Source organism: Enterovibrio makurazakiensis (genome assembly GCF_050336585.1).
GTDB lineage: Bacteria > Pseudomonadota > Gammaproteobacteria > Enterobacterales > Vibrionaceae > Enterovibrio > Enterovibrio gelatinilyticus.
Window position 1 is genome coordinate 415,229 of record NZ_JAKJSE010000004.1, and the last position, 13,079, is coordinate 428,307.

A 13,079-nucleotide genomic window follows, 5' to 3' on the forward strand; every position below is an offset into this window, starting at 1 on the left:
TTCCTTCAAAACTGGTTCACTACTTGCTCTATCAATGAGGTCACAGGCAAAGGATATGCTAACCCCTTGTCTGACAACGCCTTACCACATTGGCAATGGCCTTGAGTTAATCAAAACGCATTGATAACGCCGATGTAGGAAATCAGTCCACGAGGTGCTAACCAGGACGGTTAGTTACCATGGCATTCGAGACGAAGGCAAAGAAGACAATGTCGACAAAAAACAATATAACAACATTGAATCAACTCGTTGAAATAACAACGGACGCAGATGGCCGTGCTAGGCAACATGCACTGACCGCGACGGTAACGTTGGGGAATTTGATTCCACCAACGGTCACTTTTGCAAGCCGAGGTTTAGCCTTGGTCATTGGTGATGGTGTCGATGTGGCTGCATTTGCCTATCAAGTACACACTAACTCAACTTCTCTGGGGAATATCGATCAAGTCGCGGACAACTTGGTGCTGGTCTGTACCGACGACACATCTATTGAACTGCCCGAAGGTATGGCATTTTTCTATGCGCGAGAGGCCGAGATTAGCGGCTTTTTGGGGGCATTTGATGTGTTGATTACACACACAATGATGAAGCAAAACCTCGCCAATATTGCGAAAGGTAAACCGCAATTTGATGTGGTTATCGACCTATCAACGAACGGTTTCCATCCTGCAGAATTGCCGCCGCTTGGTTACTATGCTGTGGGGCGTGGTCTAGTGAGTGTCGCTGATGCGTGTGACGCCTTGGCGGACATGACTGGCACATTCGATAAGCCTAAATTTTTTCGCTTGGACACAGAACGATGTGCCCATTCGGCTCGTGGCCTCGAAGGGTGTACGCGCTGCATCGAAGCATGCCCGGCTGATGCATTGAGCTCGGTAGAGCAAGCGATCACCATTAATCCTTATCTCTGTCAGGGAATGGGCTCTTGTGCGACTGCATGCCCAACAGAAGCCATCAGCTACGCGTTACCCGATCCTGATAACACGCAACATTTCGTTTTCCAGCTCATCTCTCAATACCGTGAGCAAGGCGGAAAATCCCCCGTTATTTTGTTTTACGCAGAAGCCTCTGAAACGGAGCTTGCTCAGCAATTGGCAGAGTTGCCAAGCCGCGTTATTCCTGTTCGCTTGGAAGAACTAGCCTCTGTCGGGATTGATACTTGGTTTAGCGCACTGGCGTATGGTGCATCTCAGGTAGTGCTCGCAACCTCTCCATTGCTACCCGCTAAAACGGAGGCAGTGTTAGTACAAGAGGTGGCGAATGCGGTTACGTTTCTTCATGCGTTAAATCACGCCGAAGAGCGTATTTCAATTACCCCTCTTGCGTCCCTCACTCAGCAGCACCTCTTTGATGACGTGTTACTTGAGCATGAAGCAAAGCTGCTTGGCACTAAGCGAGACAAGTTAGCCCAAGCGCTCGATCTTCTTGCGTCCAATGTCGTCATTACATCAACCGTCAGCGCAGTACCAAATGGCGCTCCGTATGGACGTATTGAGATTGCTACCTCTGATTGCACATTGTGTATGGGCTGCGTTGCGGTGTGCCCGACCGATGCTCTGCAATCTATGGGAGATAGCCCAGGAATGACGTTTAGAGAACAAGATTGTGTGCAGTGCGGGTTATGCGAGAAAGCCTGCCCTGAGTCGGTGATTTCGTTGGTCCCTAACTACAACTGGGATGCTGACGAGCGTCAGCAACGTCAAATCATTCATGAAGAACCGGCGGCTGAGTGTGTCAGTTGTGGTAAGCCTTTCGCCCCAGTTTCTATGGTTAACATGCTCATTGAGAAATTACGAAATCACAGCCATTTCCAAGACGACGCCATCAAACGCTTGTCGATGTGTGAAGACTGTCGTGTGCGCGACATCGTCTCCGACATGATTGATAACCCAGACAATCAGATGAAGGTGTAGGAGGCGGATATGGCCATGCAAGATATCGCAATCGAAGACGTGACGAACGAAGACAATCAAATCCGCCAAAGCATCTACGGCCTGTTGGCGCATTTGTTTCGACAGGCACCCGATGAACAGTCACTGGATTGGTTATCCACACTGGAAACAGAAGGGGATGAGCAGCCTGCCGGGATGGCAGCGGCTTGGTCGGTGCTGAAGCTCACCGCGAGTAATACGACTCCCGCTCAAGCCGCCGATGAATATCAATTGATGTTTATCGGTGTTGGTCGCGGTGAGGTGGTGCCTTTTGGCTCTTGGTATTTAACGGGTTCGTTAATGGAGCTGCCATTGGCGTTGCTTCGTGAAGATCTCCGTCGACTTGGGTACGAGCGCCAAGATGGGACAAAAGAGCCTGAAGATCATTTTGCTGCGTTGCTTGAAGTGATGGCAATGCTGGTGGAAGAAGCGAATGAAGCAGAACAAGCTTATTTCTTTAACCGACACATAGCTGCGTGGTTTGAAAGGCTGTGTGAAGACACGAAACGTGCTCACGCATCGGTGTTTTATGCCGCTGTCGCTGAGCTTGCACAACGATTTCTCATGATTGAAAAAACTCGCTTTACCCAACGTCCATGGTGATACGCCCTACATCAACCTGACGTGGCATAAAAAGAATAAGGAGCTAGCAATGTCTGAAAAACAAAAAGATACAGAGCTGCAGAACACCAATCGGCGTCAGTTTCTGACTGGTCTGGGTGTGGCTGCCGCAGCAGGTGCTGTGGCAACGGTTGCAACAGCACCCGCTCAAGCAGAGAGCGTGGTGAAAGCACCGGAGCAGAAGAACGCATCAGGTTATCGCGAAACCCAACATATTCGCGATTACTACGATTCTCTATAACCCAGCGTGAAGATGGAGTTTGACAATGAAACTAACCAAACGCTCTGATTCGGTCATTAAGGATGAAAAGCAGCTGGGTGTGTCGCGCCGTACATTTATGCGTAACACGTCTTTGGCGACTGCAGGTGGTATTGCCGCAGCAGGCATGTTTGCACCGGGTATGATGAAAAAAGCGGCAGCAAAGGATGCTGACCCAAGTAAACCGGTTGAGCAAAAACGAACCATTTGTTCACACTGCTCTGTGGGCTGCGGTGTATATGCTGAAGTGCAAGATGGAGTGTGGACCGGGCAAGAGCCTGCGTTTGACCACCCGTTTAACCTCGGTGGACATTGCGCCAAAGGGGCGGCTCTTCGTGAACATGGTCATGGCGAACGCCGCTTGAAATACCCAATGAAACTGGTCGATGGCAAATGGCAAAAGATCAGCTGGGACACCGCACTGAATGAAATCGGTGACCAAGTGCTGGATATCCGTGAGCAGTCGGGCCCTGATGCGGTCTACTTCTTAGGATCTGCAAAGCACAGCAATGAACAAGCCTATATGTTCCGTAAAATGGCATCGCTTTGGGGCACGAACAACGTCGACCACCAAGCGCGAATTTGTCACTCCACGACAGTGGCAGGGGTAGCCAATACGTGGGGCTACGGGGCCATGACCAACTCCTTTAACGACATGCATAACTGTAAGTCGATGCTCTTTGTTGGCTCTAATCCTGCGGAAGCTCACCCTGTCGCCATGCAGCATATCTTGATCGCGAAAGAGAAGAACGGTTGTAAGATCGTTGTTGCTGATCCGCGTCGCACGCGCACAGCTGCAAAAGGGGACCATTACGTCTCATTGCGTCCGGGTACTGACATTGCCTTCATCTGGGGCTTGTTGTGGCATATTTTTGATAACGGCTGGGAAGATAAAGAATACATTCATCAGCGTGTTTTCGGTCTCGACGAGATTCGCGAGGAAGTGGCCAAGTGGCCGCCAGAAGAAGTGGAGCGTGTCTCTGGTGTTGGTCGCGATGATATGTATCAGGCGGCGAAAATTCTCGCGGATAACAGACCCGGTTGTGTGGTTTGGTGTATGGGGGGGACTCAGCACACCACAGGGAACAACAATACTCGCGCCTACTGTGTGCTCGAATTAGCTCTGGGTAACATCGGTAAGTCTGGTGGGGGTGCGAATATCTTCCGCGGTCACGATAACGTGCAGGGCGCGACTGATTTAGGCGTGCTTTCTCATACATTGCCGGGCTATTACGGTCTTTCTGATGGCGCATGGAAACATTGGTCGAAAGTGTGGGACGTTGATCATCAGTGGGTCCAAGACCGTTTTGACCCTGCAGAATATAACGGTTCAAAACCGATCAACAGCAATGGTATTCCTGTGTCTCGCTGGATAGATGGCGTACTGGAAGACAAAGATAAGATCGCGCAGAAATCGAATATTCGCGCCATGTTCTACTGGGGGCATGCGGTTAACTCGCAGACTCGTGGACCAGAAATGCGTAAGGCGATGGAAAAATTGGATTTGATGGTCATCGTCGACCCTTATCCAACCGTGGCTGCGGTCATGAACAATCGTCAGAATGGCGTCTATTTGCTCCCCGCAACGACACAGTTTGAAACGACTGGGTCGGTGACTGCCTCTAACCGCTCTTTGCAGTGGCGTGACAAGGTGATTGAACCGCTGTTCGACTCTAAACCCGATCACACCATCATGTACTTGCTATCGAAAAAGCTCGGTTTTTCAGATCAATTGTTTAAAAACATTGAGGTGAAAAACGATGAGCCTGTTGTTGAAGACATCACTCGAGAGTTCAACAAGGGCATGTGGACTATAGGTTATACAGGCCAAAGTCCGGAGCGTATTAAAGAGCACCAGAAAAATTGGCATACCTTCAATACCACAACACTTGAAGCGCAGGGCGGCCCTGTTAACGGTGAAACCTATGGCCTGCCTTGGCCATGCTGGGGAACGCCAGAAATGAAACACCCAGGTACACATATTCTTTACGATACGTCGAAAGAAGTGGCTCGAGGTGGAGGTAACTTCCGAGCGCGCTTTGGTGTGGAATACGAAGGTAAGAGCCTATTGGCTGTCGACAGCTATTCAAAAGGGTGTGAGCTTGAAGACGGTTACCCAGAATTTACCGATAAGATGCTCAAGCAGCTTGGCTGGTGGGATGATTTGACCGCTGAAGAGAAGGTGGCTGCAGAAGGCAAAAACTGGAAAACCGATTTGTCTGGCGGTATTCAACGTGTCGCCATCAATCATGGTTGTATGCCTTTCGGTAACGCGAAAGCACGAGCGATTGTATGGACATTCCCAGATCGCGTGCCACTTCATCGTGAACCGCTTTACACGCCTCGTCGCGACCTACTTCCTGAGTATGCAACGTGGGATGACAAAGCCGATATTTATCGTCTTCCTACCCTGTACAAGTCTATTCAAGATATTGATGCGGCTAAAGACTACCCCATTATTCTGACATCAGGCCGCTTGGTCGAATATGAAGGTGGGGGGGAAGAAACGCGTTCAAATCCTTGGTTGGCAGTGCTCCAGCAAGAAATGTTCGTTGAGATCAACATTGTTGATGCTAACAACCTCGGCATTGTTGATGGGCAAGATGTATGGGTTGAAGGGGCGGACAAAGGCCGAGTCAAGGTCAAAGCCATGATCACACCACGCGTCTACGCAGGATTGGCATTCATGCCGTTCCACTTTGGTGGTGTGTATCAAGGGGAAAGCTTGCTCGATAAGTATCCTGAAGGTGCTGAGCCGTTTGTGATTGGTGAGTCCGCTAACACGGCAACCACCTATGGTTATGACCCGGTGACTGTCATGCAGGAAACCAAGGTTACCCTTTGTAAGATCATTCCAGCGTAATAGGGAGCATACACGATGGCCGATATGAAATTTATGTGTGATACCAAACGCTGCATTGAGTGCAATGGGTGTGTCACCGCTTGTAGTAACGCGAACTCCGAGGTGGTTACCTGGGGTATTCAACGTCGTCGAGTCGTCACACTAAATGACGGTGAAAAAGGCGAGAACTCAATCTCTGTCTCTTGCATGCATTGCGCCGATGCGCCTTGCATGGCGGTATGTCCGGCAGATTGTTTTTATCGCACCGAAGATGGCATTGTCCTGCACAACAAAGAAACCTGTATTGGTTGCGGATATTGCTTATTTGCCTGCCCATTTGGTGCACCACAATTCCCGAAAACCGCAGCCTTTGGTGAGCGTGGGAAAATGGATAAATGTACCTTCTGTGCGGGCGGTCCTGAACCTGATGGTTCTGCCAAAGAACGAGAGCTTTACGGTGCTAACCGCATTGCTGAAGGGAAACTACCTCTTTGTGCAGAGATGTGTTCCACCAAGGCATTGCTAGCGGGGGATGCAGAGAAAATATCTGCTGTTTTCCGTCAGCGTGTGGTTGAACGCGGCGCGAAAGGTGCAGGTTGGACAAACGGCAACGACCTTGCGTACGACGCATCAAAAAGCTGATGAGCATGGAAAGCTGCTGGAAATATCCAGCAGCACGAGGAGGAGATATGTTTAGAACATTGCTCGCCATGCTGATGGTGATTGCTGCCTTCACTGTGCCCATGTCGTTTGCGGAAACCGCTGAGAAAGCCGATCCACAGAAAGAGATGGTGCAATTGGCTGGGCCAGAGTTTTGGCGAGAAGTACGGTCTGGAGAAAAGGGGTTTACGGTTGCTAATGGTTCGGAAGCCGGTCAGCTAATCAATGTTGATGGACAGCGTTGGCGTGAAGTGAGAAATCAATGGGTAAGTCCTATTGGGTTGATTTTCATTGGGGCGTCTGCGTTAAGTTTGCTGCTGTTTTACCTCTGGGCGGGACGTATCGAACTGTCAGACAAGCGTTCCGGTAAGAAGGTAAAGCGATGGACACCATTTGAACGTGCTATGCACTGGTTTACCGCGATCAATTTCTTGATCTTGGGGTTCTCCGGCATTGTTCTTTTGTACGGTAGACATTTCATTAAACCTGTCGCGCCAGATGCTATCTGGGGAAGCTTGATTTACGCGGCGAAGCTATCGCATAACTACTTGGGGCCTTTGTTCGTTCTTGGCTTACTTTGCATGTTGGTGAAATGGTTCAAGAACAACATGATCAATAAGGTCGACATTGAATGGTTTAAGCAAGGTGGTGGGATTTTACCTAACGGTAAGCACCCTGATGCGGGATTTTGTAATGGCGGTGAAAAAATCTGGTTCTGGTTGCTCGCAACAGTCGGCGTAGTGGTTTGCGTGACTGGGTTAGTGATGGATTTTCCGATTTTTGGACAAACCCGCGCAGACATGCAGATCGCCAACGTGATCCATGGCATCGCATCCTTGGGTTTGCTGGCCGCCGCATTTGGTCACATCTATATCGGCACAGTCGGTACAGAAGGTGCACTTGAAGGCATGGCAACAGGGTATGTCGACGAAACGTGGGCGAAACAGCACCACAAGCTTTGGTTAGAAGAAGTCCAGAACTTACCTGAGTCAACCACGAAAACATCGGCAACGGATGAACAAAAAGCCTAGAGCGTTAGGTCGAAGTTGTCGTAATGCTTGATGTACCGTGTTACGAGTTAAAGGCTTGCTTCGGCAAGCCTTTTTGCTAAGTGATGTATGGTGTGGGTCTCAATCAATCAAATCCCAGTTAAGCGCGGTACCGAACGGAATGTCCGTTTTAGCTGTTTTGCCAACAACATCATCATAGTATTTCGGCGCTAAGCCAAAGCCCGGTCTGACACTGCGCACGTTATCTACGGTGAAGGTGTCGCCTGCTTTCATTGGCTGGCTGACATACAGCGAGCGACGAAACTGCTTGTTACCCTTTTCGGCGTCTTTGAGTTGATAACCTGCTTGTCCCAGCGCTTGCCATGCGGTGTCAGTATCACGGCACAGTGTAGCGAGTTCATCTGGCTCTAACGAGAAGGTTGAGTCAGGTCCAGGGTCATTGCGGCTCAAGGTGACATGCTTTTCAATCACCGAAGCCCCAAGTGCAACAGCCGTGACGGACACGGTTGTGCCGAGGGTATGATCGGAAAGGCCTGCTATGACACCAAAACGTTCTGTTAAATCTGGAATGGTGCGTAAATGGCTTTGCGATGCAGGTGCAGGGTAGGCGCTGATGCAATGTAGCAACACCAATTCTTGGCATCCATTGTCTTTTGCGGTAGCAACGGCTTCAGCGATTTCTTCATCGTTAGCCATGCCCGTTGAAATGATCATCGGTTTGCCTGTTTGCGCTACGTAGCGAATCAGTGGCAAATCGATGGCTTCAAACGAGGCGATTTTATAGGCAGGTGCGTTGAGGTCTTCGAGCAAGTCAACGGCAGTGAAATCGAACGGGGAGGAAAACAGCGTAATGCCCAGTTCACGCGCTTTATCAAACAGCGGTTTGTGCCAATCGAATGGGGTATGCGCTTCTTGGTACAAATCATAAAGCGAGCGCCCATCCCATAACCCGCCGTGAATCTGAAATGCTTCTGCGTCGCAGTTCAAGGTAATGGTGTCGGCAGTGTAAGACTGCATTTTTACCGCATCTGCCCCCGCGTGTTTCGCCATGGCTAAGGTTTGAAAGGCGCGTTCCAGTGAGCCATTATGGTTCGCAGACATTTCAGCAATGATGTAAGGCTTTTGGTCTGGGCCAATCTTGCGCCCATCAATCGTAATGAATTGCGTCATAGTGTCTTGCTCTGCTGCGGGTTGGATTGGCGTTGTTCTTTGATGTTTGGCTTACGTGAATGCCAAGCGTCGATGGTTAATGCAAAATCGACATAAGGAATGGCGTTCTCGTCTGCGTCGTACGCAATGGCTTCGCCAAGTTGGGTAAAACCGAGTTTGTTGTGCAAGTGCAGCACTTTGGGATTGATGGCTAACACGCGGCTATCAACTTGCTTTAGACCCAAGGTGTCAAAAGCGTGGTTCAAGGCAGCATGCAGCATGACAAGCCCGACGCCTGCACGCGCATTTGGGGCTTTGTAGAATCCCCATTCAGCGCGCCCGTTCTCTTGGTTTATGTCTGTGAACGACACCATACCGATATCTGTACCTTCAATACTCACCACGTAAAAGCGCTTCGTATCATCACGCTGCACGCGTTCAAACCACGCTGCATGTTCGTCGGGTTTGATCTCGTGGGTCGTGAACATTTTCTCGCGGGTTTCAGGGGCGTTTCGCCACTGACGAACCACATCGAGGTCAGTTTTGGTCATGGGTCTTAGAGACACTGTCGTTGAAGCAACTTGCGGCATTATGAAAAAGCCTCCATCGCATCAACCACGCGGTTCGCACCGTCACCATCAATGTCCGATTCAGGCGATCGCCAAGGCAAGGAATCCCAATGTTCCGCTAACCAATCAAGTTCATTGGAGTAGCAGGCTGGTGTGGTTGTATCGCTTACACCGAGGTAACGATAAAGCCCCGACTTCGCGAGGTGCTCAGCCATCTCCCGCTGGTTCTCTGCCACGGATACCAGCGTACTTGGTAAGCGCAAGCAGGTGCGTTCGATAGCACTGACCCCGGCACCACCAAACGCATAGCGAGAATGCGCCAGTTCGGTTTCAAAGTCGGGCAGGCTCTTTACCAAGGTGACAAAAGCGGGTAACGGCTTCTCCAGTAACTCTGCTTCCCTTGGGTTCGACATGCCGTAAACCAGTACCACTCGAAAGGGCAAGTTGGGGATCTGTTGGCAGGCCGAGAGAAGTTTCAAGCACTCGCCAGTTGGATCTGTGCCGCTGAAAAACGCAATGACTTGGTTTTTGATGTCTTCTTTTCGGGTTTCTCTGAGCGAGGCAAAGCTGTCGCGCAGCAAAGCGAATTTGGGACCAAGCAGTTGCTGACACGATGCAGGCACCAAAGCGTGGTAACGATGTTCGAAGTTAGGCCAAGGGTTGTGGTCGAATAAAATCTCGCAATTATGTTGACGATTGGCGAGATCATCAATGGCGAAGATTTTTGCGCCTTGGCATTTCATCAACGATTGCCACTGGGTATCCAGCGCATAGTGATCGAACACTACCCAATCAAAAGGCGTTTCTTTGAGAGCCGATAGGCACTGTTTCGCGTCTTCTTCTTGGCTTACACCCAACCAATGTTGGTAGTCATTACGGTCAGAAGTGGCGATTTCTTCTATCGCTGGCAACGCAATGACGGCGATACCTTGCTGACGGCAATAATCAATCAGGTTGCCCTTTAGTTCTCGACTTAATATGGTGACGGTGTGACCGCGATCAAGGAGCTTTTTTGCCAGCACCAAGCAGCGCATCACATGGCCTGTACCAATTTGGTTTGAGGCATCAACACGGATAACAACGTTCACAGCTCGCCTCGTTGCGAGAGAATCTCGTAAAGCATTTCGGCGCGCACCCAATCATCGGGCTCATCGATATCCTGAACACGAAAGTGCGGGATCTGAACCGATTTAGAATGCGGAGCAAAAATGGGTAGCCCCGAGACAAAGGCGCTTGGTTTGCCCCAATAGAACATGCCCGCATCGTGAAACGCAGGCTCTAAATCTTGTGACCGGGTGGAGAAATGCTCAGGCCAGAACATCTCTACGTTACCCTCTTGATTCATGCGAATACTACGCTGAATGGGGAAGGAAAAACGCGTGCTGGCAAACGTATATTGGGTGTCATTTTCAGCCAGTAAGGTCAACCCCTCTTCAAGATCTGACGGGCGAGTAAATGGCACGGTCGCGTAAAGACAGCACACTGCGCTGAGGGCGCGTTCGTCATTGTCTTCAAGCCACTCAATCGCATGTTTGATGACATCTAGCGTCGTGGCATGGTCGTTGGCGATATCAGCAGGGCGAACGAAGGGAACTTCTGCGCCGAATGCTAGGGCGACGCGGGCGATCTCATCGCTGTCTGTGGAGACGATGATGCGGTCGAATAATTCGGACTTTTTCGCCACATCAATGGCATAGGCGATAATAGGCTGACCGATGAAGGTCTTCAGGTTTTTTCCCGGAATACGTTTGCTGCCACCGCGGGCAGGGATAATACAGACGTTCATATTGTCCTTTTTATCTGGCGTCTTGCGCAGCAGAGATCGCCTCTGAAAGTGTCGCAACCACCTGATCTTGTTCGTCTTCCGTCATGTCGAAGAACAAAGGCAAACTGAGTGCCGCATGGTAATAGTCTTCGGCGACGGGGAATTGCCCCCAATCAAACCCCAACGCTTGATAATACGGCTGGGTATGAACGGGAATATAGTGGACATGCACACCAATGCCTTGTTCGCGCATCGTGTCAAACACACGGCGGCGGCAAGAAGGTTCCGCAAGCTGAATCACATACAAATGCCATGCCGATTTGCAGTTGCCAAGTAATGTCGGTGTGATAAGCGGCAGAGAGGCCAGTTTCTCGTTATAGCGCTGGGCAAGCTGATTGCGTCGTTCAACAAACTCATCAAGGCGGGTTAATTGGGACACGCCTAGCGCGGCTTGCAAATCCGTCATGCGGTAATTGAATCCAAGCGCGTGCTGCTCGTAGTACCAAGCGCCTTGGTTAACATCTTTTAGCTCGGCGGGATCACGGGTGATCCCGTGGCTGCGCAGGCTCTCCATGGCTTTTGCCAGCTCAGCGTCGTTGGTCACCGCCATACCACCTTCGGCAGTGGTGACAATTTTTACGGGATGGAAACTGAATACCGTGATGTCACTGTGTCGGCAGTTACCGACATACTCGTCGTGGTATTTTCCGCCAATGGCATGGGAGGCATCTTCAATCACACGAAAATTATACTGTTTCGCTAAACGGCCAATGGCTGCCATGTCGCAGCTTTGTCCGCACATGTGCACGGCAACTAACACATCAGGAAGTTGGTTAGCGTGTTCAGCGGCAATCAGTTTCTCTTCGAGCTTTTTCGGGCACAAATTGTAAGTATCAGGGTCAATATCAACGAAATCGACCTCTGCACCGCAGTATAAGCCACAGTTAGCAGACGCGACGAAGGTGTTCGGTGACGTCCACAAACGCTTGCCAGCGCTCAGTCCCAGCGCGAGGCAGGCCAAGTGCAGGCTGGACGTGGCGCTGTTCGCAGCCGCGCCAAAAGCCGCACCGACTTTGCTGGCAACCGCCTGTTCGAATTCACCGACCTTTGGACCTTGGGTGATGAAGTCTGACGACAGCGCGTCAACAACGGCATCAATGTCGGCTTGGCTGATGGTTTGTTTACCGTAAGGGATCATGACTGCTGCTCAAATTCCAAAATCTGTTCAACATTCAAAAACTGCGGGTTGCTGCCTGAGTGGTATTCGAACCCTTCTGAAACAGGCGTACCAGTTTCTCCCAATGGGTTGTGGGAGTAGTCATAATCTGCGGAATAGAACTTAATTGTTGGGCGCATAACGTAGTGGTCATCAAACTCTAAAGTGAGGTGAGAATCGTCGCTTGGGCACATGATTTCATGCATTTTCTCACCCGGTCTGATACCCACTTCTTTGATCGGCAAGCCGTTACCATAAGCGGTGGCTAAATCGATGAGGCGAACCGAGGGGATTTTCGGCACGAAGATTTCACCGCCTTGCATACGAGAGAAGTTCTTCAACACGAAATCGACACCTTGCTGCAAGGTGATCCAAAAGCGTGTCATATCGGGGTGTGTGACAGGCAGAGACTCTGCACCTTCTGCTGCCAGCTTTTTGAAAAACGGCACGACTGAACCGCGTGAGCCGACGACGTTGCCGTATCGAACAACCGCAAATTGTGTTTGGCTTTCCCCGCGCATGTTGTTGGCGGCAACAAACAGTTTGTCTGAACACAGCTTGGTCGCGCCATAGAGGTTATTTGGGCTGGCGGCTTTGTCTGTGGATAGCGCGATGACTTTGGCAACGTTATTCGCTATCGCAGCACGAATGATATTTTCTGCGCCATGAACGTTGGTCTTAATACACTCCATCGGATTGTATTCAGCAGCAGGCACTTGTTTCAACGCGGCAGCATGAATCACGAAATCCACGCCATTCATGGCCTGCATCATTCTGTCGCTGTCTCTTACATCGCCGATAAAGTAGCGCATGCAGGGATCATTAAACTCTTGCTGCATTTCAAATTGCTTGAGTTCATCGCGCGAAAGAATGATAAGACGCTTAGGCTTGTAACGAGCAAGGATAGTGCGGGTATATTTCTTTCCAAAGGAACCGGTTCCACCGGTGATCAAAATCGACTTGCCGTTAAACATTTCAATCCTTAAGCATTAGTCTCAGTATTTAAAGTAATTTTAACTGATAGCGTCGGATTTCGTTGGAGAAAAATGCATACACC

Annotated in this window: 12 protein-coding genes; 6 read left to right on the forward strand and 6 right to left on the reverse strand. The window is 50.2% G+C overall.

Annotation, left to right across the window (positions count from 1 at the left end; translation table 11 throughout):
• Positions 1-209: 209 nt before the first annotated feature.
• From L4D06_RS01940 to L4D06_RS01965, 6 genes are read left to right on the forward strand one after another with little or no spacing between them, the layout of a single operon-like run.
• On the forward strand, positions 210-1,913 hold the full coding sequence (locus L4D06_RS01940; RefSeq protein ID WP_429737680.1) for a 4Fe-4S binding protein: 1,704 nt from the start codon (positions 210-212) through the stop codon (positions 1,911-1,913).
• A 9-nt stretch (positions 1,914-1,922) separates the two neighbouring features.
• On the forward strand, positions 1,923-2,534 hold the full coding sequence (locus tag L4D06_RS01945; protein ID WP_429737681.1) for a TorD/DmsD family molecular chaperone: 612 nt from the start codon (positions 1,923-1,925) through the stop codon (positions 2,532-2,534).
• A 49-nt stretch (positions 2,535-2,583) separates the two neighbouring features.
• The gene (locus L4D06_RS01950) at positions 2,584-2,793 is read left to right on the forward strand and encodes a twin-arginine translocation signal domain-containing protein (protein WP_429737682.1); all 210 of its coding nucleotides are present in this window, start codon (positions 2,584-2,586) and stop codon (positions 2,791-2,793) included.
• A gap of 25 nt (positions 2,794-2,818) precedes the next feature.
• A complete protein-coding gene (locus L4D06_RS01955) occupies positions 2,819-5,674 on the forward strand; it encodes a formate dehydrogenase subunit alpha (RefSeq protein WP_429737683.1) in 2,856 nt (951 codons plus the stop codon).
• Between the two features lie 15 nt (positions 5,675-5,689).
• Positions 5,690-6,295 (forward strand): formate dehydrogenase FDH3 subunit beta, encoded by a 606-nt coding sequence (gene fdh3B / locus L4D06_RS01960; protein ID WP_028025033.1) that lies wholly within the window; start codon positions 5,690-5,692, stop codon positions 6,293-6,295.
• Between the two features lie 47 nt (positions 6,296-6,342).
• A complete protein-coding gene (locus L4D06_RS01965) occupies positions 6,343-7,344 on the forward strand; it encodes a formate dehydrogenase subunit gamma (RefSeq protein ID WP_274163764.1) in 1,002 nt (333 codons plus the stop codon).
• A 99-nt stretch (positions 7,345-7,443) separates the two neighbouring features.
• Here the strand turns inward: L4D06_RS01965 and pseI are convergent, their stop codons facing one another.
• Genes pseI through pseB form a run of 6 tightly spaced genes read right to left on the reverse strand, consistent with a single transcriptional unit; the run spans position 7,444 to position 12,996 of the window.
• A complete protein-coding gene (gene pseI, locus L4D06_RS01970) occupies positions 7,444-8,493 on the reverse strand; it encodes a pseudaminic acid synthase (RefSeq protein WP_429737684.1) in 1,050 nt (349 codons plus the stop codon).
• Entirely contained in the window at positions 8,490-9,062 is a 573-nt protein-coding gene (gene pseH / locus L4D06_RS01975) for a UDP-4-amino-4,6-dideoxy-N-acetyl-beta-L-altrosamine N-acetyltransferase (protein ID WP_429737685.1), read from the reverse strand. Before pseH ends, pseI begins: the two co-directional genes overlap by 4 nt.
• Entirely contained in the window at positions 9,062-10,129 is a 1,068-nt protein-coding gene (gene pseG, locus L4D06_RS01980) for a UDP-2,4-diacetamido-2,4,6-trideoxy-beta-L-altropyranose hydrolase (RefSeq protein ID WP_429737686.1), read from the reverse strand. Before pseG ends, pseH begins: the two co-directional genes overlap by 1 nt.
• Entirely contained in the window at positions 10,126-10,827 is a 702-nt protein-coding gene (gene pseF, locus L4D06_RS01985; RefSeq protein WP_429737687.1) for a pseudaminic acid cytidylyltransferase, read from the reverse strand. The genes pseG and pseF overlap by 4 nt, the downstream gene beginning before the upstream one ends.
• Before the next feature lie 10 nt (positions 10,828-10,837).
• Positions 10,838-12,004: a UDP-4-amino-4,6-dideoxy-N-acetyl-beta-L-altrosamine transaminase gene (pseC, locus tag L4D06_RS01990; RefSeq protein ID WP_429737688.1), complete on the reverse strand. Its 1,167-nt coding sequence runs from the start codon at positions 12,002-12,004 to the stop codon at positions 10,838-10,840.
• A complete protein-coding gene (gene pseB, locus L4D06_RS01995; protein ID WP_429737689.1) occupies positions 12,001-12,996 on the reverse strand; it encodes a UDP-N-acetylglucosamine 4,6-dehydratase (inverting) in 996 nt (331 codons plus the stop codon). Before pseB ends, pseC begins: the two co-directional genes overlap by 4 nt.
• Positions 12,997-13,079 lie beyond the last annotated feature (83 nt).